This window comes from Mucilaginibacter sp. L196, assembly GCF_009765905.1.
In the GTDB taxonomy this organism is placed as follows: Bacteria; Bacteroidota; Bacteroidia; order Sphingobacteriales; family Sphingobacteriaceae; genus Mucilaginibacter.
Window position 1 is genome coordinate 176,866 of record NZ_LMUO01000011.1, and the last position, 26,311, is coordinate 203,176.

Here is a 26,311-nt window from a genome sequence, read left to right on the forward strand (position 1 = left end):
TTGATTCTGATTAAACTAAAAGTCTAACCGGTTCTTCAAGTAATGATTTTAATGTTAACAAGAAAGCTGAAGCCGTAGCGCCATCAACCACACGGTGGTCTGAGCTTAGGGTTACTTTCATTACGTTACCCGGTACAACAGCGCCGTTTTTAACAACCGGAACTTGTTGTATACCGCTTACCGCTAAAATACAAGCATCAGGTGTGTTAATAATGGCGGTGAATTCATCAACACCAAACATACCTAAGTTCGATATAGTGAAGGTTGAACCTTCCCAATCAGCAGGTTGTAGTTTTTTAGCTTTCGCGCGTTGTGCGAAGTCTTTTACCTCACCCGAGATCTGGCTTAATGATTTTCCATCAGCAAAACGAACTACCGGTACCAATAAACCATCTTCGATAGCTACCGCAACACCTATATTGATATGCTCATTAAAGCGAATTTTATCTCCCTGCCATGATGAATTGATTGCCGGGTGTTGTTTTAAGGCAACCGCGCAAGCTTTCAATACAAAATCATTAAATGAGATTTTAACCGGGGCAACTTCATTTATTTTGCCACGTGCCACGATCGCCTGGTCCATATCAATCGACATGGTAACATAGAAATGCGGTGCGGTAAATAAGCTTTCAGACAAACGTTTGGCAATAACCTTACGCATTTGGCTAACCGGTTTCTCAGTATATTTCTCAACACCAACATACGGTGCAGCTACTACAGCAGCCGGAGCTGATGGTGCAGGCGTTGGAGCAGCAGGTGCAGCAGCTGTTGATTTTGCAGTAGGCGCAGACGATGGTACAAATGATTCAATATCTTTTTTAACAATACGGCCACCTTCGGCAGAACCTTTCAACTGGTTAAGGTTGATGCCTTTTTCCTTCGCGATCTTACGCGCTAACGGAGATGCTTTAACACGGCTATCATCAGCGCTGAATTGTGGTTCGGCAGCAGCAGCTTCAGCAGGTGCTGATGGTGTAGCAGGAGCGGCTTCAGATTCTTTAGCGGCGGGGGTGCCAACACCATCCTGTAATAAAGGAGTAATATCAGTTCCTTCTTTACCAACAATAGCAATAATGCCATTTACCGGTGCAGCTTCGCCTTCTTTAGGGCCTATGTATAATAAGGTACCATCTTCGTAACCTACAACTTCCATGGTAGCCTTATCGGTTTCCACGTCAGCTAATGAGTCGTCAGACTTTACTTTATCACCAACTTTAAAATTCCATTTGTTTATAACACCCTCGGTCATGGTATCGCTCAGCGCCGGCATGCGTATTACAGTTGCCGGTATGCTTGATGTATCAACTTTAGGTGCTGCGGCTACAGCAGGTTTTGGCGCTTCGGCAGCAGGTGCAGCCTCAGCTTTTGCAGGAGCAGCATCAGGCACAGCGCTTAACGCGGCTTTGTAATCTTCTCCTTCTTTTCCTATCACAGCAATAACAGAATCAACAGGTGCACCTTGTCCTTCTTCAATACCGATAAATAGCAAAGTGCCATCCTGATATGATTCAAAGTCCATAGTGGCCTTATCTGTTTCGATCTCGGCAATTACATCGCCTGATTTTATTTTATCGCCAACTTTTTTATGCCACTTCGCTAAAACACCATCGGTCATGGTGTCGCTCATTTTGGGCATTTTAATTACTTCAGCCATTCTGTTTTGAATAGTTTAAATTCTGTGTATTATATAATTAGTCCCTAATGTAAGGGTAATCTGCTTGCACGTAAACATCAGTATAAAGCTCTGATGCTTCAGGCCATGGTGATTCTTCAGCAAATTTTACTGCTTCTTCAACCTCAGCTTTAATTTTGGCAGCTATTTCTTCAAACCATTTTTCATCAGCATAGCCTTCTTTTTCAATAGTTTCTTTAACCATTTCAATCGGGTCTTTTGCTTTGTAGCTTTCCAGTTCCTCTTTAGTACGATACTTTTGCGGATCTGACATCGAGTGGCCTTTATAGCGATAGGTGCGCATTTCTAAAAATGTTGGTCCTTCACCACGGCGTGCACGTTGTACAGCCTCGTCCATCGCGTTATGTACCGCAACAGGGTCCATACCGTCAACAGCTGATGATGGTATACCGTAAGGTAAGCCTAATTTATAAATGTCTGTTTGGATAGTAGTCCGTGCAACTGAAGTACCCATGGCGTAACCATTGTTTTCGCAAACAAAAATTACAGGCAATTGCCATAAAGCAGCCATGTTAAAGGTTTCGTTTAACGCACCCTGACGAACAGCACCATCGCCCATATAAGCAATGTTCACATTGTCGGTACCTTTATATTTTTCAGCAAAAGCAACACCTGCTCCCAAAGGGATCTGGCCGCCTACTATACCGTGGCCACCGTAAAAATGCTTTTCCTTACTAAACATATGCATACTGCCGCCTTTACCTTTTGAGCAACCGGTAGCTTTGCCATACATTTCGGCCATTATCGCATTTGACGGTACACCTTTAGCAATAGCATGCGCGTGATCACGATATGCAGTGATCATACTGTCCTCTTGCCTTATAACCGACATGGCTCCGGCTAACACAGCCTCCTGGCCTATATATAAGTGGCAAAAGCCCCTTATTTTTTGTTGTCCGTATAATTGCCCGGTTTTCTCTTCGAACCTGCGCATTAGCAGCATCCACTCGTACCACTTAAGGTAGGTATCTTTATTTATTTCGATCGAACTCATTTGTAAACAACCTATTTTTTTCTGAGTAAAGCGCAAATCTAATTATATCCTGCAAATTATCGAAACTACTATGCATTTCTTCAAAAAGATTTCTTAATTATTACACTACATTATAATAATGTACCTCCAGGAAAATGTTGAATTGACATTTATGTAACTATTTTGCTACAAAAAACGTAAGAATAATTGTTAAAAATTACAATTGTTTACTAATAGTTAATAAGTTATAGCAAATGGAAAGTTTTTCGGCATTGTATTTTTTTTTAAAAATGCCCCTTTTTATTTGCATAATTGAAAAATATGGATAGTTTTGTATCCTACGATGTACACATTGTATAATTTAATAAACATTTTGTTGACCTAATAACAACAAACTAAGGATTAAATGAAGAAAATATTAATTGTTATTGTCTTATTTTTCAGTGTTTTAGCTGCTCAGGCTCAAACAAAAATAATACCAGCCCAGCCTGTTGTAAAAACACAGGACGACGACGAAAGTTTAGCAAAAGATTATCTGTCACAAATTATGGGAGTTGCTTTATCCGCAACCTCAAACATGAAACTTTTCCATTTTGTATATGATTGGATCGGCACCCCTTACCGTTTCGGCGGAAGCTCAAAAAGAGGTATCGATTGCTCCGCGTTTACAAAAGAATTATACAGCGAGGTTTTTAACCTGGATATCAAACGTAACTCACGTGATATTTTCAGCATGGTTAGCCCTGTTGGTAAAGACGAATTAAAAGAAGGAGACTTGGTTTTCTTTAAAATACACAGCCGCCGTATATCGCACATTGGTATATACCTTGGCAATAACCGTTTTGCACACGCTTCCTCAAAAGGTGTAGCCATCAGTAGTTTGGATGACGCTTACTACAGCAGATACTTTTATAAAGGAGGCCGCTTGCTAAGCTCATTTAAAAGCCAGATAGACGATTCGCCCGATGCTGGCACGGGTAGTACTAGTACTAACTAATTCTAAACCTAAATATAAAAAGTCCTTTCAGCCGAAAGGACTTTTTTTTGAGTATTAATTAGTAAAGTTGTCAAAATAACTTATCCAAAATCTCCGCCTAACCCTCCAATGTCGTTAAGTTAAAGGAATATATTTTTTAATGCTTTTTTACCCTCTTTTTTGCTTGCAAAAGAGAGGGTGGCCGAGCGAAGCAAAGACCGGGTGAGTAAAATATACGAGCGATATTGGCGCAAATGCCAAGCGCACAGTTTACTCACCCGACTTCGCTGCGCTGGTCGACCTCTCTGCGCCTGCGGCGCAAAGAGGTGGAAAATAGTTGTTTTTGGGTTAAGCATTGACGCTTGATGGGTCGCGTAATTGTGATTTGTGGCTAAAGCTAAATAGTATCATTTATTATCCGTTGGCTGAAGCCAACGGCAATGAGTTAATTGAAATTGCCGTCTGCTTTAGCTGACGGTAAAATTGTTTTCCGCGATATTTTACAAACTCCGCCTATTTATAACGTCCTACTATGCTTCGTCCTTGGTGTTTTTTACCAGGCTTATCCCCGAAAAAAAGAATAGCAATGCAATTAAGCCAACTACAATAAGTGTGGTTGCGCCAGTCGTGTGGTTAATAATACCGATGCCGGCATAAATAAGCCCTATAATTCCAAGCACGGTAAGGATAGCACCGAAAGTACGTTTTAAGTTCATGGTTGATTTTTTTGTTATGATTGTTTTATTAAAAACAAATAACACACCAATAATTAGTTCTATATTAGATTATAAATTTTATCACCCATGTCAACTTCAATAATTGTATTATTTGTTATTGTTTTTATTGCGCTGATCATTTTATCGTCATGCTTTGTGACTGTAAAACAGGGCACTATTGCCGTAATTACGGTATTCGGTAAATACCGTCGCATCATGTCGCCGGGGTTAAACTTTAAACTTCCGCTTATCGAAAATGTATATTCACGCATCTCTATCCAAAACCGTTCGGTCGAACTGGAGTTTCAGGCTGTAACATTCGATCAGGCTAATGTATATTTTAAAGCCATGTTGCTTTATTCGGTACTCAATCAATCCGAAGAAAGTATAGTTAACGTAGCATTTAAGTTTGTTGATGAGCGTAACCTGATGCAGGCGCTCATTCGTACTGTTGAAGGTTCTATCCGTGCTTTTGTGGCTACCAAACGGCAGGCAGAAGTATTGGTGCTTCGTCGTGATATTGTGGAGCATGTAAAAGAGCAATTAGATGTAATTTTAGAAAACTGGGGTTACCATTTACAGGATCTGCAATTGAACGATATTACTTTTGATGACATCATCATGAAATCCATGAGCCAGGTGGTTGCCTCAAACAATCTGAAAGCGGCAGCTGAGAACGAAGGACAGGCATTATTGATTACCAAAACTAAAGCTGCCGAAGCTGAAGGTAACGCGATTAAGATTTCTGCCGAAGCTGAACGTCAGGCTTCACAACTACGCGGACAGGGTGTGGCCCTATTCCGTCAGGAAGTAGCCAAAGGTATGAGTGTAGCTGCTAAAGAAATGCAGGATGCGCATATGGATACCTCCGTTATCCTATTCACCATGTGGACAGAATCTATCAAGCACTTCGCGGAGAACTCGCAGGGTAATGTGATCTTTCTTGATGGATCAACTGATGCCATGCAGCAAACCATGAAAGAGATGATGAGCCTAAACCTTTTGCATAATGAGCAGTCGAAAGGGAAAAGTTCTAAATAATTAAATGAAGATTAATTTACCGGGGTTGATTTGTGCTGTTGTTTTGAGTTTGCCTGCTTTGCAAAAAGCATCGGCACAGAGTGATTCTTATCAAAAATTAACGCCCAACGATTTTCAGGGTATGCCATGTACCAATGGAGATGGGGTGGTTGCTTACACAAACTGTACTATTGATTTTCATTACGAAGCCAATCCGAAAGATAATTATTACCTGCTTAAATTCGATATTAAGGTAACCATGAACAGGAATAGGTCATGGATGAACCGCAGGATGATAAAATCACAAGATCAGCTTACCGAAATACTGAGACATGAGCAGGGTCATTATACAATTGCTTACATGGAGCAACAGGAATTATTACGCACGGTTGGCAAAACGGTGTTCTATGCTAACTACCGGCAACAAGCCCAGGCAATATTTGACCGGATTGATGCCAAGTACAAACAATTGAACTTGGATTACGATGCGGATACCGACCATATGGTAAACCGAGTACAACAAGCTAGCTGGAATGCCTACTTTGATAAAAAGCTGGCTTATATGCCACCGGTTAATGAGGATTAAGCGTGAGCCCTGCTTGTCATTCTGAACGGAGTGAAGAATCTGTAAAGTAGTTTACAAGCGTACAGATGCTTCGTTCCTCAGCATGACATTTGATGAAAGTTTCTAAGATTAAAATGCTTCGCCTACAGAGATAAATAAGCCTCGAGAGCCTTCGTTGCCAAAGCCATAGTTGATAGAGATATTAGTATTGGATACTTTATTCAGCTTTACACGTAAGCCCGGCCCGAAACCCGGCTGTATGGATTGTAAGCTTGTACCCCGTTCCGCGTTAAACGTTTCACCATTTAAAAATACAGTACCGCCAAGTACACCATCAGCCGTAATTTTGTAGCGATATTCTGCCTCGCCATATAGCATATCATTACCACGGAACCTGCCCTGGATGTAACCACGACCGGTAGCGAAATTCGCATCCCAGCCTGTTGCGGGCAGATCAAGATATGGTGGTTTACCACCAACAATCAGCCAGTCATAACTCCATAAGGCAAGTGTATTGTCCGATCCTTCAGGGAAATTAATGTATCTACGTACGTCAATAATTAAAGATTGCCAGTTTTTTGTCGCGCCAAAATTTTTGTCGCTATTTCGCAATTGTAGCCCTACGTATGTTCCTTTTGATGGGTTAATCGCGTTATCACGCGAATCAAACTGACCGTTAATTGTAAAACCTGATGATATAGTACGTGTTGCTGTACCGTATTTAGCATAGTCAGATTCAGACCCGTCAGGATTACCTCTTTCGGATATATCCCAATGGTCATCAAAATCATAACCAAGGCCTGCATAAAAATTCCCGCCAACATGCCTTAATATGGTTTCATAAAACTGTATTAAAGAATAATCCATCGGGTCATCGGCAGATATTCTTGAATTGCTGCCTAACCCATATGTACTTTGCGGGTACTTTAAATAGCTGTAATTGCCAACAAACTCATAGCTGTTATCCTTAGTCCAAAAGTTGGTTTGTATTGGCATAATAAACTGTTTATTTTCAGTATACGATGCGCTTGCTACTACGGTTGATATTCTGGATTGAGGGCCATTACGAAACGCTATATTACCCGATACCACAACTGCGAAGCTGGTTACCAGCGTATACCCAATTGCCGGTACTACCGAAACCTGCGGTTTTGAGGTAATAGAATCAATTTCGGGAGTGGTTTTATTATGGAATAGTTTATGTAAAACGTCGCCTATATCCTGTTGCTTTGTACCTCTAACCATAACGGTAGTATCCTTTGAACCAGGATTAATGCCGACAGGGGATAGTTTTGTAATAGGAATACCTGAAGATTGATTTTGCTGAGCATAACTATCCAGGCCAATAAACATGGCGAAGATAAATGCACTAAGAACAAAATAAAACTTCATTAGGGATGGTAAGTAATTAACAGATCTGTATTATTAGATAATATATTATAATCGGCGAAAATAATAATTATGCCTTATACGCTGATATTAAGTTTGTAATATTAGTTTGAGATGGCTTTACTTTAACTAAACAAAAAAGCCTCATCCGTTTAAGATGAGGCTTTTTGTTTATGGCAGATAAACCTATTGGTATTGTATGTAAATAGGGTAAGGCTTGTATTTTAATACCTCCTGTGGGGTTAGCATGTGGTGTGGGGCCTTTTTAATATCGTTTTTGTAGAACAATTTGAATCCTGTAAATTGAACCGGTTCAGGGTAAATAAAGTTACGGTAGGTGCCTGTTTTCAAGTCAGGTTCACCCCATCCATCCATGTTCATTACAAATTGAACTTCTTTATGTAATTTAATCTCTTTGTAATTGGTTACCATCTTCCTGGTAAAACGGTGCACTATGAAAATTTTCGGAGGCAGGTTATATTTGCGAACAACATTAGCCAAATAATCAGATACATAGTTAATATCAGCTGCATCAAAAGTGCCTATTTTTCTACCCGGTAAAGTTCCGTCTTTCATAGAAAATTCAGGGTCGATGCCGATATGTACTTGTGGCATTTCAATGTATTTTTCTAACAAAGGCAACTCAGCACGGATGTTACTTAATGATACCTGGATATCTAAAAATACAATAGCATGTGCTCTTTTGGCCAGATACAATACGGTATCAATTTGTTTAAATGGCATGCGGTGGCGGTATTTACCATCCTTACCCGGGTCGCCACTGGCAACAACGGCTATATAATGCAACGCAGGTTGTACCGGGGTTGATGGATCAGCTTTTTGCCATTCTTGTACCGCCTGGTGTAAACGAGCCAACATTTCATTCGGCGGAAGTTCGCCCAAAATGCCCATCTTTTTTGAATATAGGTTACCATAATAAGCAACCACACGTTTAAACGGTAAAATGGCACCCGGTAAAGGGTAAGGTGCATTTTTTACCGGCCATTTTCCTGTAGTGTCGCCATGGGCAAGTTTTTTCATTAACGAATCGTACAGCTTTTTATTAAGCGGCGGATAAGTTACGTGACTTACAGTAGTGTCGGTTTCCGTAGTGGTGGTAGTTGTTGTACCTATTGGTTTCGCAGTAGTTTTAACCGCATCTTTTGCCGAAGAACTGCTTTGACTGCAATTGGTGAATAATATTAAAGGTAATAGCAGAAAAGTGGCAGAAAAAATAATGTTTTTCAATTTCATAAAACGCGGGTAATGTATAAATAGCTAATTGTAATGTTGTTGTGTATTATTGGGGTTATGATTGATAAGCCATAATCAAAATAATACTATCGTGTAAATATAAATTTTTAACGGGCTAATTAATTTTTATTTTTATAAAACTTGCCAAACACACCCAACGGCAATTTTGGGCCCGATGTTGCCTGAAGATATAATTCGCCAATTTCAAGGTTTTCTACCTTAGTATAAGCGCCTCTGATCAGGTTTTCAATAATTACAGATGAAAACCCAAGAGAGTAAGTATTCAATATTAGGAAATGCTCTTCGGGGTCCAGCAGTTCCACTACATCATGCATCATTTCATTGATATGATCTTCCAGTTTCCATTTTTCACCATTAGGGCCATGGCCATAAGCAGGCGGATCAAGGATGATACCGTTATATTTTTTGCCGCGTTTAAGTTCACGCTTCACAAATTTTAATGCATCCTCAACTACCCAACGGATATTTTTTATACCCGATATTTCCTGATTTTCATTTGCCCAGGTAACTACCTGTTTAATTGAATCCACATGTGTGGTATCAGCACCGGCAGCAGCAGCTATTAATGATGCGCCACCTGTATAAGCAAACAGGTTAAGCACTTTTGGCTCGGGTATTTTAAATTGCTTAATGTTTTTGGATATATAATCCCAGTTAACCGCCTGCTCAGGGAAAATTCCCAAATGCTTAAACGAGGTCATTGCCAACCTGAATTTTATAGCGGCATCTTTATTTTTATATTCAATATGCCAGCGGTCGGGGATATTGGGGCTTTTCTTCACCCATTCGCCCGATGTGGCGGAGCGACCTTTAAATTTTATATGATGTAGTCGTTGCCATTCGCTTGCAGGCAAAGCTTTGCTCCAAACCGCTTGTGGTTCGGGGCGTATTAAAATTACGGTACCAAAACGCTCCAGTTTTTCAAAATCGCCGCAATCAATCAGCTCGTAATCTTTCCAGTGCGTAGGTGTGAGGAGTTGGATCATGTTTTTAGTATCAAGTAGCTAGTATCAAGTATTTAGACTTTTTTGCAAGCCGCTAATCATCTTTTGAATCTCGATGATCATATCGCAAATACTTTCTGCCTTTTCTGTTCTTATATAGTTAAATTCTCTCGCTATTATTATTTGTGTTTCAAGCTCAAATGATGAAACTAATGCAATATTAAGAAATTGATATAGTTCCTTATTAGATTTTCTTCCGCAGCCTTCAGCAATATTAGATGGTATTGAAACAGCTGAACGTGTCATTTGAGATATAAGGCCAAACTTTTCTTCATTTGGAAAACTACGTGTTAACTTAGTTTTCCAAATCTCAATCCCAGCTTTCCATACCTTTAATTCTTTGAAGTTATGCATCCCTAATGTCTTGCTACTTGATACTAGCTACTCCATACTTTCTAAAGCCTCGCTTTCGCTGCCCGCATAAATTTACTGGCGAATACGAAGTCGTTGAGTTCTTTGTTATCAGTATGCGCAATTTCGTCTTTGGTGCCTTCCCACCATTTTTTGCCTTGATGTAAAAAGATGATGTGATCGCCGATACCCATTACCGAGTTCATATCATGCGTTACAATTACGGTAGTGATCTGGTATTCTTCGGTTAGCTCATTGATCAGTTCATCAATCAAAATAGATGTTTTTGGGTCGAGGCCCGAGTTGGGCTCATCCACAAACAAATATTTTGGTTGCATGGATATGGCGCGGGCAATACCCACCCGTTTTTTCATTCCGCCTGATAGTTCCGAAGGATATAGTTTATTTTTGCCTTTCAGGTTAACACGTTCTAAACAAAAATTAGCACGGTCTAGTTTTTCCGCATGGGTTTGGTTGGTGAACAAATTTAAAGGAAATATGATATTTTCCTCAACGGTCATCGAATCAAACAAAGCCGAGTTTTGGAATAACATACCAATATGCGTACGGATAGGCACACGCTGCTCGAAACTCATTTCGGTAAAATTTTCACCATCAAAAATAACATCACCTTTTGTAGGTTCGTGCAGGCCAACAATGCATTTAAGCAATGTGGTTTTTCCTGAGCCTGAACCGCCGATGATGAGGTTGTTTTTGCCCGGTTTAAATTTTGCGCTTATCCCTCTTAGCACCTCATTATCGCCAAAAGTTTTAGTTATGCCTTTTATCTCGATCATAGCATTATACGGGTTATAACCAAATCGGCAAATAAAACCATAACGCAACTATATACAACACCCTTGGTAGCAGATTGCCCAACCTCAAGCGCGCCGCCATTAGTATAAAAACCCTGGTAAGCACATATCGAGGTGATAATAAATCCAAAAACTATCGCCTTAACTATGGCGACTCTAATAGTTAAACCTTCAAAGCCCTCATGTACACCGCTAAGGTAATCAGCAGGAGAAACGTCGCCTGAAAGTACACAGGCAAGCCAACCTCCGAAAATACCTAAAGCGATTGATGCAATAACCAATATCGGGAACATGGTAACACCCGCGATAATTTTGGGCGATATTAAATATCCCGGAGCATTTACGCCCATGATCTCCAAAGCGTCAATTTGCTCTGTAACACGCATGGTGCCAATTTGTGATGCCATGCTGGACCCCACACGCCCCGCCAATACCAGTGATGATATGGTTGGACTGAACTCTAATATCGTGGAATCCCGCGCGATACTGCCTGCAATACTGCGGGGTACTAACGGACTTGACAACTGGAAGGCTACCTGTATAGTAGTTGCCGCCCCGATAAATACCGAAATGATAGATATAATGCCTAGCGAACCCACCCCTACAGAAACCATCTCGCGCATTACTTCGGCCCAATAAACGCTAAATTTTTCAGGCTTCCTGAAACTTAAACGTAGTAAGAGTATATATTTTCCTAAGCTATGAAACATGTAAAACTAAAAAATCGGTTAAAAATACATCTTTTTAACAATAAGGCTTGCTGCTTGTTGTATTTCAAGTACATTTATTCTGTTTACCGTAATTATATGGCATTTTACCGACTTTTTAAATCGCTTTGCCAAAAGCTATAATAAAGCCGTGCCCATCCATATTACATTTGTATTGTTATAACAAACCAAATAATAAATTATAGAATGAAAAACGCACTTATCACCGCAGCAACAAAAGGAATTGGCCGGGCAATTACCATCGCGTTAGCCAAAGAAGGCATTAACGTAGCTGTTTGTGCACGCGGTGAAAAGGACCTTGCCGATTTAAAAGCTGAACTTTTTACCATCAACCCAAACATGAAAATATTTACCGCCGCTACCGATGTAAGTGTAAAAGCCGGAATACTAAAGTTTGCCGCTGATGCCGAAAAGGAGCTGGGTGCCATCAACATCATTGTAAATAATGCAGGTATATATGAGCCCTTCAGTATTTTAGATGATGGTGAAGATACTTTTCAAAAAAGCATCAACACAAACCTTGCCCCGGCTTATGAATTGTACCGTTACTTCGGTAAAAAAATGATAGCGGCAGGCGAGGGGCATATCTTCAATATCTGCTCTGTTGCATCGCTAAATCCGGTGGTTGAAGCGGGTACTTATAGCGTAACAAAATTCGCATTGTTTGGTCTAACCAAAGTAATGCGTTTGGAGTTACAAGCACATAATGTAAAGGTAACCGCTGTAATTCCCGGCTCAACATTAACCAGCTCATGGGATGGCGTTGCCGTAGATAAAAACGTAATGGTACTGCCCGAGGATATCGCATCGGCTGTAGTAAACATCTACAAGCTGAGTCCCGGTGCCAATGTAGATGAAATAGTAATAAAGCCGGTTAACGGCCAGGTTTAAAAATTTAATATCAAACAAAATGGAAAAGAAATTATATCGCGACCCGCACCACAAAATGATTGGTGGTGTTTGCGCAGGCTTAGCCGAATATTTAGACATGGATATTACCGTTGTGCGCTTATTATTCGCATTTGGGTTTTTTATAGCGGGTGTAGGCCTTATCCCTTACATTATATTATGGATTGTGCTGCCTAAAAAATATTATAACCCATTTATTACACCATCAGACCCGGCTACGGTTGATTATATTGTTCCGCCGATAACATCAAATCTGCCGTTGGGAACTATACCGCCCAAACAACGCTCAAATGCAGGTTTAGTAATTGGTGTGGTGCTGATATTTTTAGGCGCCGCTTATTTAATGCACGAATTCGATCTCATCCCCGATTTTCATATTCATCGCCTTTGGCCGGTATTTATAATTGCCATAGGTATAGGGTTGATTCTTAAAGGCCAACAAAAACAACCATGGGAAGATCCTAACTGGCAAAATCCTGTTAATGATGCTCCTAAGGCAGATGAAACAACAACTAATCCATCAACTGACAACACTCCAACTGTATAAATCATGAAAAACGATAAATTAATTCCAGGCCTTATCCTGGTACTCATAGGCCTCGCTTTCCTGCTGGATAATTTTGGCTACATCAACTTCCACTGGATGAATATATTACACCTATGGCCAATATTCCTCATTATAGCCGGTGTTAACCTGGTGTTTGTACATAATAATACACCTGTAGCTTACGCCGCAAAAATCGGGGTGATCATATTAGGTTTTGGTTTACTATTATTTGGCAATTTCGGCGACAGATTTAGTTTCCCATATAGTTATACCTGGCACAGCCATAATCATGACAATAATGATAGCGATGACGACGACGATGATGACGATGATACAACAGGTGTTAAGGGCATTGTAAAAATAGCAGGCAGCAGCAATTTTGTTTTACCTTATAGCGCTGATGCAAAAACTGCTGAATTACACATTAGCGGCGGTGGTACCCAATACAATTTAACCGATACAACTAATCAGTTGTTCAAGGCTGACACCAAAGAACACTTCAGCAGTTATGAGCTTTCACATTCAAATAACGGCTCAAACTATGTGCTTAACTTCGATATGAAGCAAAAAAATGGAGGCCACTTTAATTGGGGAAGTGACGATAATAAAAACGCGGTGAACTTTGAATTAAATAATAACCCGGTATGGAGTATTTATGTAGAAGCAGGCGCAGCAGGTATCGATTTTGATTTAAGTAACTACAAAGTGCAAAAACTTAAATTAAGTGGAGGCGCAGCATCTTTCAAAGTAAAATTAGGACAACCTTTAGCGACTACTGATGTGGAGGTTTCAACCGGTATGGCCAGCGTAAATATCAGTATCCCGCAAAATGCCGCTTGTGAAATTGAAACTGATTCAGGCTTGTCTTCCAATAATTTTGATGGGTTTGCAAAAACAAGCGATGGCAATTACCAAACTCCAGGCTTTGCATCCGCTAAAAATAAGATACATATTAACATCAGCGGTGGAATGTCCGACTTTAAGGTGAACAGGTATTAATATGCCGGATAATATTTCGGTAAACAAATACCTGCTGGTTATAAACGGTAAACCCGAAGGTCCGTTTAGTATAGATGAATTAAAACAGCGCAAAATCAAATCGACTGATTTTGTAAGATCATCCACCATGGATGATTACAAGGAAGCTCATGAAGTTGAAGAACTTCGTGGGCTTCTTGGCTTTAGTAAACAACACCTCGCTCCCCAATATTTTGCCGGTTTCGATCAGCGCTGGATGGCCTCGGCATTGGATTGGTTTATGGTATCGCTGGTATTTATATTTTTCGGGGTGATAGCGTTGCTGTTTATTTCAGAGAAATCCACACAAATAATTATAGCAGCAAGTGTATTAGGCATAATTCCGATAGCCAACCTCATCTACCACGTTATTATGGAAGCATCAGCAAAGCAAGGCACTTACGGCAAGCAAATACTCAAAATAAAAGTCACCGATATGCAAGGTGAACGCATTGACTTTGGACAATCCCTTGGCAGGAACCTCGCGAAGATATTATCCTTGCTTACTTTATTTATCGGATACCTGTATAGCTTTTTTAATGCCAAACAGCAATGCTTGCATGATGTGGTTGTGGGAACTTTGGTGATTAAAGACAGGTTGATTTAAGAAATTTTGAGTGTTTTCATTTATTACTAACTGTATGGCTATTGATTTTATTTAGCTTTATACTATGAATATGCAAGTTAAATTTGGAAGATATTTATTTTATGCTCGTTTAATAATCTTTGTAGCTTTTTGTGTCCCAAGGTTAGCTATTGCGCAGCTTGATTCTTTACCTAACCGGAATGAAACTGCAGTGTTACTAAAATCCAGGATACTGTCAGAAGACAGAAGCATTTGGGTTCACCTTCCCGCAAACTATAATAATACGACAGATACTTATCCTGTTATGTATTTGCTTGATGGGGAAGGTAATTTTAACTATGCCTCTGAAATGGTAAACTTTTTGGCGGGATATGATCGCAACAGGATACCTGACATGATCGTGGTAGCGATTGTAAACGTTAATCGTGGAAGAGACTTTACACCAATTTATTTAAAGAACGCAGATGGTTCTTCTGATACTAACAAGGTAATATCAACTGAAGGTGCGGGCAAGTTTCTTAAATACATTACCGATGAAGTACTCCCTTATATTGATACGCACTATCGGGTACAGCCCTATCGTATATTGGCTGGCCATTCTTTAGGTGGTTTATTTGCACTTTATGCTAAAGAAACCAAACCAGAGCTTTTTCCTGCAACAATACTGATAAGCCCTGCAATTTCTGTAGTTCATGACCATATGATCAATAATATCAGTTCATTTTTAACGGGATCACATCTTCATAATGGCAAGTTGTTTTTTAGTATTGGTAATGAAAATACCCAAAAAGTAGATCTATTGGCGGTTAAACTAAAGCAATCGGCTCCTATCTGGTTTAATTGGTATTACAAAGAATATGAGGATGAAAATCATTTTTCCGTTCCTTATAAAAGCCTTTTTGACGGGTTGAAGTTTATTTATAAAGATTGGTTTATTGATTATTATGGAAACAGCAGTCTTTCCTATCAGGATATTGTGCGACATTTTAATACGCTGTCGGTTGAGTTTGGCTATGAAATTAATCCAACTGAAGACTTTTTAAATAATTGCGGGTATAATCAATTGAGGTCAGGACATTTAGGAAACGCCACCGAAATTTTTGTCGAAAATGTCAAAAAACATCCGAAATCTTCCAATGCCTATGACAGCCTTGCAGAAGCTTATATGAAATCGGGTAGTACTGCACTTGCCATTTTAAACTATAAAAGATCTATTGAACTAAATCCTAATAACAATAATGGGAAAGAAATGCTCCAAAAATTGGAGGGAGCCAATAAATAATTGCTCTTTTATTTTATAAATAATGCAGTTAGAATTATTCTTAACCTAAACTTTACAAGCTTTAAACTATTCAGTGTTAAATCCATAAAACCTATTTCGTATTTTTGCATTATAAATTTCATGCATGAATACTGATGCCATTAAATTGCTGCAAGGCCGTTATTGTAATTCGTTAACTGAATATTCGCGTTTTGTAACCCGCGAGGTTTATATTGGCGATGTGCCAATGGGCGGTAACAACCCCATCCGCATACAAAGCATGACCACCACCGATACCATGGATACCATTGGTACGGTTGAGCAATCTATACGTATGATAGAGGCTGGTTGCGAGTACGTGCGCATCACCGCGCCAAGCATTAAAGAAGCCCAGAATTTAGCAGAGATAAAAAAGCAATTACGCCAGCGTGGTTATACTGCGCCCCTGGTTGCCGACATACATTTTACGCCAAATGCTGCCGAAGTTGCCGCACGCATAGTTGAAAAAGTACGCGTGAACCCCGGTAACTACGCCGACAAAAAGAAATTCGATCAAATAGATTATACCGACATTGAATATCAAGGCGAACTGGAACGCATTAATAAAAAGTTTGCGCCGCTGGTTAAGATATGTAAGGAATACGGTACTGCTATGCGTATCGGTACAAACCATGGTTCGCTATCCGACAGGATCATGAGCCGTTATGGCGATACCCCGCAAGGCATGGTGGAATCCGCCATGGAATTTATGCGCATGTGCGAGGCGCTGAATTACTATAATTTGGTGATCTCCATGAAATCCAGCAATCCGCAGGTAATGGTGCAAGCCTATCGTTTACTGGTTGAAACCATGGTAGCCGAAGGCATGAACTACCCGCTACACTTAGGCGTAACCGAAGCCGGCGACGGCGAAGACGGCCGAATTAAATCTGCAGTAGGGATCGGAACATTATTGGAAGATGGCTTGGGCGATACCGTCCGCGTTTCCCTAACCGAAGAACCCGAAGCAGAAGCACCGGTGGCAATTGCATTAGTAAATAGATATGTTGAAAGAAGTCAAAAGTCAAAAGTCGAAAGTCAAAAAACAGAAAAAATAAAAGTCTCCCCAACCGGGGGAGATTTAGAGGGGGCTCATAGCCCTTATATCTACAAAAAACGCGAAACCTATGAAGCCAACGCTTTCATCGGTGGGCATATGGTGCCTCGTGTAGTTATTGATCTGTCGAAAAGTAATCTAAAAGACCCATCTGTTTTGAATGATGCAGGTTATATGTACTCGCCACTACTGGATAAATACAATATGGCTGAGCAGTCGGTTGATTTTGTTTATTTGGCTGATGAGTTGCCATCTTTCACATTACCCGGCAACCTTAAGCAGCTTTACAATTATAATACCTGGCAAAAGCTTACCAATAAAACGCTTTGCCACCCGGTATTTACCTTACAGGAATATATTGGCGATGCCGACCGCTCATCAGCATTAAACTTGGTAAGGTTAAAACCAACCGACATCGATACCGAAGAATTCGGACGATTACCATTAAATAACACGCTAGTTTTTATACTCGAAACGGATGCCCTAAACAGTATGAGTGATCAACGCTCATTCTTCTTCAAAATGGAAGAGTTGAGTTTGGATGTTCCGGTTATAATAAAGAGAGACTATTCTTTTAATAACGAAGAAGCCAAAAAAGTCTCCCAAACCGGGGGAGATTTAGAGGGGGCTGCTACTCTTCTCCAACTCTACGCCGCTACCGATCTTGGTGCTTTATTAGTTGATGGTTTTGGGGATGGCATCTGGATAGACGCGCCACAACTACCTGCTAATATTATTACCTCCACAGCCTTCGGTATATTACAGGCTACACGTTCACGCATTTCCAAAACAGAATATATCTCCTGTCCAAGCTGTGGTCGTACTTTATTCGACCTGATGGAAACAACCCAAATGATCCGCAGCAGAACAAGTCATTTAAAAGGATTAAAAATCGGCATCATGGGCTGCATCGTAAACGGCCCCGGCGAAATGGCCGATGCTGATTACGGCTACGTAGGCTCTGGTCCGGGTAAGGTAACCTTATATCGAGGAAAGGAAGCGGTGAAGAAAAACATCACCAGCGATAATGCTTTGGATGAATTGATCGGTATTATCAGGGAAGATGGTAATTGGATTGAGGTGGAAGGATAAGCTAAAGAGGCTGTCATGCTGAGCGTAGTCGAAGCATGACAGCCTCGTTTTTCTTAAAATTTCTAACTCAAATATTCCTTCCACCACTCAGAATTATACTCCTTAACCTCGGTTGGCTCACCTGGTTTAGGTATAAAAAGCTTAATGTTTTTATCCTTACCGTACTGAACCAAACGTTCCACCGGTTCAAACCAGGCATGTGGTGCCAGGCTGAATGTACCCCAGTGTAAAGGCATCATTAGTTTTCCTTTAAGGTCGATGTTGGCATTGCTTGCATTATCCGGCCCCATGTGTATGTCCGGCCAGTATTTGCCATAGGCGCCAATCTCTAACATGGTCAAATCGAATGGACCGTACGCTTCACCGATTTCTTTAAAATCAGGAGAATACCCGGAATCGGCGCCAAAGAAAATATTATGTTTTGGTCCTTTAATAACAAATGACGACCAAAGTGTTTCATTGCGGTTAATAACTCCCCTACCCGAAAAATGCCTTGCAGGCGCAGCAGTTAGTACTACATCATGATCTATCATGGCGCTATCGCCCCAATCCAATTGGAAGATGTAATTCTCCAATATACCCCAGTTTTTCAAATATTGCCCAACACCCAGGGAGCAATAAAAAGGGATGCTTTTACCCGCGAAAAATTTGATAGTGTTCTTATCCAAATGATCATAATGATCATGCGAAACAATTACCGCATCCAAAGTCGGTAAATCATCCAATGCGATCGGTGGTTGAAAAAAACGTTTTGGCCCAAATGATTGAGAGAAAGATACCCTGTCGCTCCAAACCGGATCAGTTAAAATACGTTTACCGTCAATTTCAATCAACAAGCTGGAGTGGCCAACCCAGGTTATCCTTAAACCGCTTTCGGGCGGTGTTTGGTAAATACTTACATCCGTTTTAAATGGCCCTAATTGTTTCTTAGGTATGTTTTCGGCTTTGTTGTTAATGTACTCTTTTAGTATGGGTATCATTTTACCAAAACCCGCTTCATCTGTTGGTATAGTATTCTGATACTTCTTACCTTTTTTAGTTGACCCGCTTAAACTCATAAATATTATTAATCAATTACCAGGCATTGCCGTGGATTTATATTCAGGGGTATTATTTTTTGAAAAACTCGATCGACAGATCACAAAACTCTAATAAGTCCTTTGGTAAACTATCCTTCGCATAGGGGTGCGATCCGCCAAAGGTATGGTCTCCGCCTTTTATAATTACAAGTTCTGCCTGTTTATCTGCTTTTTTTAATTGCTTCGCGTGAGCTAACGGAACCGTAGGATCTTCATCACCATGCACAATTAGCCAGGGCTGTTTTATATGAGTGGCTTTTTCTAAAATATCAAGTTTGGTGGGGTTATTCATCCAATCATCCAAAATAGAAACCTTTAACGGCATGTCCTGTCCGGTACGCGAGTTGGGCATATACATAATTCCGGATAACCTCCATTGTTCTTCTGCTTCCTTTGTCCATAAATTGGCAAAGCTAGCCAAAGAAGCCATGGTAACCAGTTTTTTAACCCGATTATCACCGGCGGTTTGCAAAATACTGATGCCACCGCCCATACTGTGCCCGATCAAGTAAACACCAGTTACCCGTGGCATTGACGAACCATTGCACACAAAGTCGATCACATCATTCAATTCCTCCAACTCCATCGAAAAGGTGTTTTCGCTAAAAGCGATTAGATCAGCAAAATCAATTGGCTTGTCTGCTGTAGTGCCATTATGCGAAAAATTGAACTTTAAGTACCGGAAGCCACTCCTTGCAAAATAATCAGCTACCATGTTATGGGTACCCCAATCCTTAAAACCTTTAAAGCCATGCACAAAAATCACCAATGGCGCATTTCTGATAGCATCGTCGTAGGTTATATCCATTAACATACCGCGGCCTTTAACGCCGGGGATGTTGTAGTTTTCTTTTTTGATCATTTTGTTAATGAATATTGGAATAACATTACTGCTATTTGTTACAAGTGCTCAGGTCATGAACTATTAACCATCAACTAATTCCTCGTATGCCACCATGCCCACAAAATCAACACCGGTTGAAAAAACAACCTCGCCCAAGCCAAAACCGGTTGAACATGCGTAGCGCCGATTTGTGTGTGCCCCGACAGCATGGCGGTGTGTACCGGGATAAAAGCAATCAACAATAACACAATTCCCCATGCAGCAAATTGACGGGTTGATTTAAAAATAAGGCCCAGGCCACCAGCTATCTCGAGCACCCCCGCTAAGGTATTTAAAATATTCGGGAAGGGCATGTACGCTGGTATAATGCCGATGTAAAATTGTGGTATCCTGAAATGATTTATTCCTGCTGCTACGTAACCGATAATTAACAGTACTAAGCTGATTTTTTTTAGTGTCGACATATTTTATGTACGAATAAAGTTTCGTTTAGGTTTAATTGGCTGTATTTAAGTGCCTTTTGAACTCAATTTATAACCGTTCTAAATACTCGTGTTTGACAAAGTGTTGACATTGAATCCTGTTTATCCTGTTATTTTTGTTGGGTCAAATTTAAAATACTGCTTTGAAGTACTTAAAGGTAATCGCTTTTACACACAAACAGATCGAGCTGAAGGAATTGGGAAGATTGGTGATTTGCCAGGAAAATCTAACTGAGAAACTTCAACAGGTAAAAAATCAATTTCAAATTTCCGAGATTTTTTATTTGGCGACCTGTAACCGTGTTGAATTTGTTATTGTTACCGACCAGGTTGTTGATGCCGCTTACACCGAACAGTTTATTGATTCATTAAATATTGGTGTATGCGACCACTATATGGGCGTATTTTTAAAAGGCGCTTCTATTTATGAAGATCAGGAAGCGTTAAATCATCTGCTGCGTATCTCATGCTCTTTAGAGAGTTTGATCGTTGGCGAAAAAGAGATCCTGCCACAATTACGCAAGGCTTATGATTGCTGTCGCGAGGCCGGCCTGACGGGCGATTTTTTACGCATGGTGATGAACTGTGTGGTAAAAACAGCCAAGGAGGTTTATACCGATACCAATATCTCTAAAAATCCTATTTCGGTTGTATCATTAGCTTACCGCAAACTGCGCGATCTTAAATTGTGTACCAATGCCCGTATCCTGATCATCGGCGCAGGCGAAACCAATTTTAATATCTCTAAATATCTTCAGAAACATAAATTCTCAAACTTCTCGGTGTTTAACCGTACCATATCCAAAGCGCAGCAATTAGCTGCTGATTTGAATGGTGAGGCTTTTGAACTGGAAGACCTGAAAAACTACCATAAAGGTTTTGATGCGATTATTACCTGTACATCAGCTACAGAGCCCATCATTACTCCTGAAATATATAGCATACTACTTAATGGCGAAACCGATAAGAAAACCATAGTTGACCTTGCCGTACCAAATGATACCGCACCTGAGGTTTTGGAGCAGTTCCCGGTAAATTTTATCGAGGTACATTCTCTAAACGAAGTTGCCAAGAAGAACTTACAGGAACGTTACGAAGAACTGGTACACGCCGAAGTGATCATCGATCAAAATATTACGGAGTTTATAACCATGTTAAAACAGCGCCGTATTGAATTAGCCATGCGCCAGGTTCCGGAAAAGATCAAAGAAATCCGCAACATGGCTATGAATACCGTGTTTGTTGATGAAGTGCAAGGCATGGATGAGCAATCCCGAGAGATCCTTGAAAAGGTGATCAACTACATGGAGAAAAAATATATCAGCGTGCCCATGATCATGGCAAAGGATATATTGATCAATAGCTAAGAATTCCTCTACTGACAAAATACTGTCAGTACCAAAATAAAATTTCCTTCGTAATTTGCATTATCCGATAGGCAAAAGCACAACAATCCGTTCACCGAAAAAATCGGCATCAGGACTGATCCGGTAACCACAGACCCAACTGAAAGCACAACCCAAAGTAGGATCAGAACGTGGCCGAGAGTTTTCTTTTGGTTACTTTTCTTTTGGCGGTCATAAGAAAAGTGACGCTTAGCGCAGCGATACCAAAGATAAGTAACAGCCTTGTACAGTCCGCGATTACTTCGTTCCTCCAATGATATAATAAGATCCGTTGCACAATCAATAAAGCGTCAAATATTCACTTTTAACTTCCTCTCAGTCACTCAACTTTCATATCCTCAATTAATCCTATATTCATAAGCGCAAAACGTTAAATTTGCGCTTGCAAACACATAACCCCATTGGACAGAACTCTTACTATTGGAACACGCGGCAGCGACCTAGCCTTATGGCAGGCTAACTTTGTTAAAGATAGCCTTGCAGCTATAAATATCAAGGCTGAATTAAAGATTATTAAAACACAAGGCGATCGTATTTTGAACCTGAGTTTTGACAAATTGGAAGGCAAAGGCTTTTTTACCAAGGAATTGGAAGATGAGCTTTTAGCCGGAACAATTGATCTTGCCGTACATTCTCATAAAGATTTGCCAACTGAAAATCCACCAGGATTGATCATCGCCGCTGTTTCTGAGCGCGAAGATCCATCTGAATTGTTATTGATTTTGAAGGATTGTGTGGATGTTCATCAAAAACTGTCACTCAAATATGGAGCGACAGTAGGTACATCATCCAACAGGCGTAAAGCGCAATTACTGGCACATCGCCCAGACCTGGAAATCGAGGAATTACGTGGTAACGTGCCAACTCGTATCCAAAAATTGCGTAACGAAAGCTATGATGCCATTATGATTGCCAAAGCAGGCGTGAGCCGCTTAGGTTTGGATCTGAGCGATCTGCATGTGGAAACCTTAACTCCGAATGAATTAATACCTGCGCCAGCGCAAGGTGTTTTAGCTATACAAATACGTGAAAGCGATACAGAGCTATTCAACTCTTTACAGGCATTAAACCATTTACATGTTGCCGAAGAATTAGCTGTTGAGCGTACCGTTCTTAAACTTTTTGGTGGCGGATGCCATTTGCCATTAGGTTGTTATTGCCGTAAGGAAGATGGGCTGTTCCAGGTATTTACCTCAAAAGCTGATGAAGGTGATGATTTCCCCGACAGGTTATTTGTAGAGGCCGAAAGCACTGAAGGTTTGCCTGAAAAAATCGTAGCCAAGTTTGCTAAAGACCGCAAATTACCACAAAGCGTTTTCATTACCCGCGAACTTTCAGAGCAAAGCTATTTCCGCAGGGCGATAGAAAAACATAAAATAAATATTGAAGCAAGATCATTGATACGTACCGTACCGGTGATCACCAAGTTAGATTCATATATACTAAAGCATATCGACTGGATATTTTTCTCCAGTAAAAATGCGGTTGAATATTTTTTCGAACTAAAACCCTTATTACCTAAAGATGTAAAATTTGGCGTAATGGGTAGCGGATCAGAAGAGATGCTGCGCAAAAAAGGTCACTTTACGGAGTATGTGGGCGAAAGTACCGATACCACCGACGTTTCCGCTGATTTTGCCGAATTGGTTAGAGGACAAACAGTATTATTCCCGGGAGCGGAAGGTTCATTGAAAAGTATTCAGCAAGGTTTATCTGCCGATACTAAAGTGATCGATCTGCCGGTTTATGAAACTGTACTGGAAGAAGCGGTTGAAGCATCGGGCGCTGAGGTGTTGGTATTTACCAGCCCATCAAACGTAGATGCTTATTTTGCCGAAAACTTGCTTGATCCTTACCAAAAAGTGGTAGCGATAGGTAAATCAACTGGCAAAAAATTTGACGAAATGGGTGTTAAATATGCGCTGCCTTTCTCCCCCGACGAAGTTGGGCTGGCTGAGGCGGTGTTTGGGTTATAGGCCCCAGCCAACCCTCCCCGGTAGGGAGGGCTATAATGACTTTAATTTTTAAAGTCCTCCCTACCGGGGAGGATTTAGGAGGGGCTAATGTTACAAAGACCAAGAAGAAACAGGAAAAGCGAAGCGATACGCCAAATGGTGCAGGAAACGCATGTTACCGCGGCAAACCTGATATTCCCGCTGTTTATTATTGATGGCGAGAACCAGAAAACCGAAGTGGCATCCATGCCTGGCATTTATCGGTATTCTATTGATAATTTGCTGCGCGAGGTAGAGAGCTGCATGAAGTTGGGTTTAACTTCTTTTGATCTGTTCCCGAATATTGATGACTCGTTAAAAGACAGGTTTGCTACCGAAAGTCATCGCGAAGAAAGTTTGTATCTGCGTGCTATCCGCGAGGTAAAAAAGGAATTTCCGGATGCTTGCGTTGTTACCGATGTAGCTATGGACCCATACAGCAGCGACGGCCATGATGGTATTTTCGAAAACGGTGAGATTCTGAACGACGAAACGCTTGAAGTTTTAGGCAAAATGGCTTTGGCCCATGCCCGTTGTGGTGCCGACATCATTGCCCCATCGGATATGATGGATGGCCGGGTAGGCTACATCAGGAAGGTATTAGATGAGAACGGTTTTACCGGCGTTTCTATCATGTCATACTCCGCTAAATATGCCAGTGCGTTTTATGGTCCGTTTAGGGATGCTTTGAATTCTGCACCCAAATTCGGCGATAAAAAAACTTACCAGATGAACCCGGCTAACCAGCGCGAAGCATTGATCGAATCAAGACTTGATGAGGCCGAAGGTGCCGATTTCTTGATGGTAAAACCGGCACTTCCGTATCTGGATGTGATCAAATTAATAAAAGATAATACCGAATTGCCAGTTGCTGCCTACAACGTAAGCGGCGAATATGCCATGATAAAAGCCGCCATACAAAACGGCTGGTTAAATGAGCAGCGTGCCATTATCGAGGTGCTTACCAGCATTCGCCGGGCAGGTGCTACCGCGATATTAACCTATCATGCTAAAGAAGTTTTGAAAAATAAGTGGCTGTAAGATAAGAAGGATAAATAATAATTGTCATTGCGAGGAACGAAGCAATCGCACGGAAGCATAGTTCGCGATTGCTTCGTTCCTCGCAATGACAAAAAAGATATAAGATGGTAGACTCAATAAATAAAAAGGATAAAAAGCAAGCGAAACCTGATATCAGCAGGGAAAAATCTGCCGAGTTATATGCTAAGGCTAAAACCTATTTCCCAGGTGGGGTCAACTCTCCGGTACGGGCGTTTAAATCGGTATATGGTACCCCGCTTTTTATTGCCAAAGGCGATGGCAGTCATATTTGGGATGCTGACGGTAACGAGTTCATCGATTTTTGCTGTTCATGGGGTCCGCTGATCTTGGGTCATAACAATGTTAAGGTTCGTGAAAAAGTGATTGAAGTGATGCAGCATGGCATGTCGTTCGGTGCGCCAACTGCTTTAGAAAATGAATTAGCCGAACTGATCCTTAACAACAATCAGTTTATTGAAAAACTGCGCTTTGTAAGTTCGGGTACCGAGGCGGTTATGTCGGCCATCAGGCTGGCGCGTGGCTATACCAAACGCGATAAAATATTAAAGTTTGAGGGCTGCTACCATGGTCACTCAGATTCATTATTAGTTAAAGCAGGCTCCGGATTGGTTACCTTCGGCGAGACTTCATCTGCCGGTGTACCCAAATCATTTGCTGATGAAACTATAGTTGTTGCCCTGAATGATGTTGAAGCGTTGAAAGAAGCATTCAACGAATTCAAAGACCAAATTGCCGCTGTTATAATTGAACCGGTACCGGCAAATAATGGCTTGCTATTGCAAACCCGTGATTTTTTACAGGCGCTTCGCGATATTTGTACCGAAAACGGTACGCTGCTAATCTTTGATGAGGTAATCTCCGGGTTCCGCATCGGCTTTGAAGGCGCTGCCGGTTACTATAAAATTAAACCTGATATACTTACTTATGGCAAAATAATCGGTGGGGGTTTGCCGGTTGGCTGTTATGGTGCATCTGCCGAGATTATGGATCATATCTCTCCGGTAGGTTCCATTTATCAGGCAGGCACATTATCAGGTAATCCGGTGGCTATGGCTGCAGGGATAGCCCAGTTAAGTGAATTGCTAACCAAAGGTTTTTATGATGAACTGCACAGCAAGACCGAAGAGTTTGTGGCAACCATCCAAAACTATGCAACCAAGCGTAACTACAAACTAAAAGTATTTACCATTGGTTCTATATTTTGGTTTGCTTTTACTGATCAGGAACATATCACTAAAGCAGACGATATTGACCCGGCAAGCATGGATAAATTCAAAAAAATGCACCGTGAACTGATCAACAGGGGCATCTATTTAGGCCCCTCAGGTTACGAAGTTGGATTTATATCATCTGCCCATACAAAAACAGACTTAGAAACCGCTAAACGTGCTATCTTTGAGAGTCTTGACTTAGTATTTAACGAAAAATAAG

25 protein-coding genes are annotated in these 26,311 nt (G+C 40.8%); 13 read left to right on the forward strand and 12 right to left on the reverse strand.

Features of this window, described 5'->3' with window-relative positions; translation table 11 throughout:
- Window positions 1-10: 10 nt before the first annotated feature.
- Both GSQ74_RS08250 and pdhA read right to left on the reverse strand, forming a co-directional pair.
- Window positions 11-1,654 carry a dihydrolipoamide acetyltransferase family protein gene (locus GSQ74_RS08250; RefSeq protein ID WP_158992080.1) on the reverse strand — a complete coding sequence of 548 codons (1,644 nt, stop codon included), beginning with the start codon at window positions 1,652-1,654 and terminating at the stop codon, window positions 11-13.
- A 37-nt stretch (window positions 1,655-1,691) separates the two neighbouring features.
- A complete protein-coding gene (gene pdhA, locus GSQ74_RS08255) occupies window positions 1,692-2,687 on the reverse strand; it encodes a pyruvate dehydrogenase (acetyl-transferring) E1 component subunit alpha (protein ID WP_158992082.1) in 996 nt (331 codons plus the stop codon).
- 385 nt (window positions 2,688-3,072) lie between these two features.
- Between pdhA and GSQ74_RS08260 the strand changes: the two genes are divergently transcribed.
- Window positions 3,073-3,663 (forward strand): C40 family peptidase, encoded by a 591-nt coding sequence (locus GSQ74_RS08260; RefSeq protein ID WP_158992084.1) that lies wholly within the window; start codon window positions 3,073-3,075, stop codon window positions 3,661-3,663.
- Between the two features lie 509 nt (window positions 3,664-4,172).
- Here the strand turns inward: GSQ74_RS08260 and GSQ74_RS08265 are convergent.
- Window positions 4,173-4,358, reverse strand: a complete 186-nt coding sequence (locus GSQ74_RS08265) for a hypothetical protein (protein WP_158992086.1) — start codon at window positions 4,356-4,358, stop codon at window positions 4,173-4,175.
- 87 nt (window positions 4,359-4,445) lie between these two features.
- On the opposite strand from GSQ74_RS08265, the gene GSQ74_RS08270 reads away from it, so the two are divergent.
- Both GSQ74_RS08270 and GSQ74_RS08275 read left to right on the forward strand, forming a co-directional pair.
- On the forward strand, window positions 4,446-5,399 hold the full coding sequence (locus GSQ74_RS08270) for an SPFH domain-containing protein (protein ID WP_158992088.1): 954 nt from the start codon (window positions 4,446-4,448) through the stop codon (window positions 5,397-5,399).
- A 4-nt stretch (window positions 5,400-5,403) separates the two neighbouring features.
- Window positions 5,404-5,964 (forward strand): DUF922 domain-containing protein, encoded by a 561-nt coding sequence (locus tag GSQ74_RS08275; protein WP_158992090.1) that lies wholly within the window; start codon window positions 5,404-5,406, stop codon window positions 5,962-5,964.
- Window positions 5,965-6,072: 108 nt separating this feature from the next.
- Here GSQ74_RS08275 and GSQ74_RS08280 read toward each other — a convergent pair whose 3' ends face one another.
- From GSQ74_RS08280 to GSQ74_RS08305, 6 genes are all read right to left on the reverse strand, one after another.
- Window positions 6,073-7,335, reverse strand: coding sequence for a hypothetical protein (locus GSQ74_RS08280; protein ID WP_158992092.1), 1,263 nt, complete (start codon window positions 7,333-7,335; stop codon window positions 6,073-6,075).
- Between the two features lie 183 nt (window positions 7,336-7,518).
- On the reverse strand, window positions 7,519-8,586 hold the full coding sequence (locus GSQ74_RS08285; RefSeq protein ID WP_158992094.1) for a hypothetical protein: 1,068 nt from the start codon (window positions 8,584-8,586) through the stop codon (window positions 7,519-7,521).
- A 119-nt stretch (window positions 8,587-8,705) separates the two neighbouring features.
- Entirely contained in the window at window positions 8,706-9,593 is an 888-nt protein-coding gene (locus GSQ74_RS08290) for a class I SAM-dependent methyltransferase (RefSeq protein WP_158992096.1), read from the reverse strand.
- Between the two features lie 24 nt (window positions 9,594-9,617).
- Window positions 9,618-9,965, reverse strand: coding sequence for a four helix bundle protein (locus GSQ74_RS08295; protein ID WP_158992098.1), 348 nt, complete (start codon window positions 9,963-9,965; stop codon window positions 9,618-9,620).
- A gap of 41 nt (window positions 9,966-10,006) precedes the next feature.
- Entirely contained in the window at window positions 10,007-10,759 is a 753-nt protein-coding gene (locus GSQ74_RS08300; RefSeq protein WP_158992100.1) for an ABC transporter ATP-binding protein, read from the reverse strand.
- Window positions 10,756-11,487: an ABC transporter permease gene (locus tag GSQ74_RS08305; protein ID WP_158992102.1), complete on the reverse strand. Its 732-nt coding sequence runs from the start codon at window positions 11,485-11,487 to the stop codon at window positions 10,756-10,758. Before GSQ74_RS08305 ends, GSQ74_RS08300 begins: the two co-directional genes overlap by 4 nt.
- A 204-nt stretch (window positions 11,488-11,691) precedes the next feature.
- Here GSQ74_RS08305 and GSQ74_RS08310 point away from each other — a divergent pair, with 204 nt between their 5' ends.
- The 6 genes from GSQ74_RS08310 to ispG all read left to right on the forward strand — a co-directional run bounded on the left by GSQ74_RS08310 (window position 11,692) and on the right by ispG (window position 18,013).
- A complete protein-coding gene (locus GSQ74_RS08310) occupies window positions 11,692-12,396 on the forward strand; it encodes an SDR family oxidoreductase (RefSeq protein WP_158992104.1) in 705 nt (234 codons plus the stop codon).
- Window positions 12,397-12,415: 19 nt separating this feature from the next.
- Window positions 12,416-12,961, forward strand: a complete 546-nt coding sequence (locus GSQ74_RS08315) for a PspC domain-containing protein (protein ID WP_158992106.1) — start codon at window positions 12,416-12,418, stop codon at window positions 12,959-12,961.
- Between the two features lie 3 nt (window positions 12,962-12,964).
- A complete protein-coding gene (locus tag GSQ74_RS08320) occupies window positions 12,965-13,960 on the forward strand; it encodes a LiaI-LiaF-like domain-containing protein (protein WP_158992108.1) in 996 nt (331 codons plus the stop codon).
- 1 nt (window position 13,961) lies between these two features.
- Entirely contained in the window at window positions 13,962-14,585 is a 624-nt protein-coding gene (locus GSQ74_RS08325; protein ID WP_158992110.1) for an RDD family protein, read from the forward strand.
- Window positions 14,586-14,655: 70 nt separating this feature from the next.
- Window positions 14,656-15,846, forward strand: a complete 1,191-nt coding sequence (locus GSQ74_RS08330) for an alpha/beta hydrolase-fold protein (protein ID WP_158992112.1) — start codon at window positions 14,656-14,658, stop codon at window positions 15,844-15,846.
- A gap of 124 nt (window positions 15,847-15,970) precedes the next feature.
- Window positions 15,971-18,013 carry a (E)-4-hydroxy-3-methylbut-2-enyl-diphosphate synthase gene (gene ispG / locus GSQ74_RS08335; RefSeq protein ID WP_158992114.1) on the forward strand — a complete coding sequence of 681 codons (2,043 nt, stop codon included), beginning with the start codon at window positions 15,971-15,973 and terminating at the stop codon, window positions 18,011-18,013.
- A 62-nt stretch (window positions 18,014-18,075) separates the two neighbouring features.
- Here ispG and GSQ74_RS08340 read toward each other — a convergent pair whose 3' ends face one another.
- The 3 genes from GSQ74_RS08340 to GSQ74_RS08350 form a co-directional block, all read right to left on the reverse strand.
- Entirely contained in the window at window positions 18,076-19,071 is a 996-nt protein-coding gene (locus GSQ74_RS08340; RefSeq protein WP_158992116.1) for an MBL fold metallo-hydrolase, read from the reverse strand.
- Window positions 19,072-19,123: 52 nt separating this feature from the next.
- Window positions 19,124-19,954 (reverse strand): alpha/beta hydrolase, encoded by an 831-nt coding sequence (locus GSQ74_RS08345; RefSeq protein WP_158992118.1) that lies wholly within the window; start codon window positions 19,952-19,954, stop codon window positions 19,124-19,126.
- A gap of 74 nt (window positions 19,955-20,028) precedes the next feature.
- Window positions 20,029-20,400, reverse strand: coding sequence for a DoxX family protein (locus GSQ74_RS08350; RefSeq protein ID WP_158992120.1), 372 nt, complete (start codon window positions 20,398-20,400; stop codon window positions 20,029-20,031).
- A gap of 161 nt (window positions 20,401-20,561) precedes the next feature.
- Here GSQ74_RS08350 and hemA point away from each other — a divergent pair, with 161 nt between their 5' ends.
- From hemA to hemL, 4 genes are all read left to right on the forward strand, one after another.
- On the forward strand, window positions 20,562-21,785 hold the full coding sequence (gene hemA, locus GSQ74_RS08355) for a glutamyl-tRNA reductase (RefSeq protein WP_158992122.1): 1,224 nt from the start codon (window positions 20,562-20,564) through the stop codon (window positions 21,783-21,785).
- Window positions 21,786-22,225: 440 nt separating this feature from the next.
- A complete protein-coding gene (hemC, locus tag GSQ74_RS08360) occupies window positions 22,226-23,800 on the forward strand; it encodes a hydroxymethylbilane synthase (RefSeq protein WP_158992124.1) in 1,575 nt (524 codons plus the stop codon).
- Between the two features lie 87 nt (window positions 23,801-23,887).
- On the forward strand, window positions 23,888-24,859 hold the full coding sequence (gene hemB, locus GSQ74_RS08365; RefSeq protein WP_158992126.1) for a porphobilinogen synthase: 972 nt from the start codon (window positions 23,888-23,890) through the stop codon (window positions 24,857-24,859).
- 104 nt (window positions 24,860-24,963) lie between these two features.
- A complete protein-coding gene (gene hemL / locus GSQ74_RS08370; protein WP_158992128.1) occupies window positions 24,964-26,310 on the forward strand; it encodes a glutamate-1-semialdehyde 2,1-aminomutase in 1,347 nt (448 codons plus the stop codon).
- Window position 26,311: the final 1 nt, after the last annotated feature.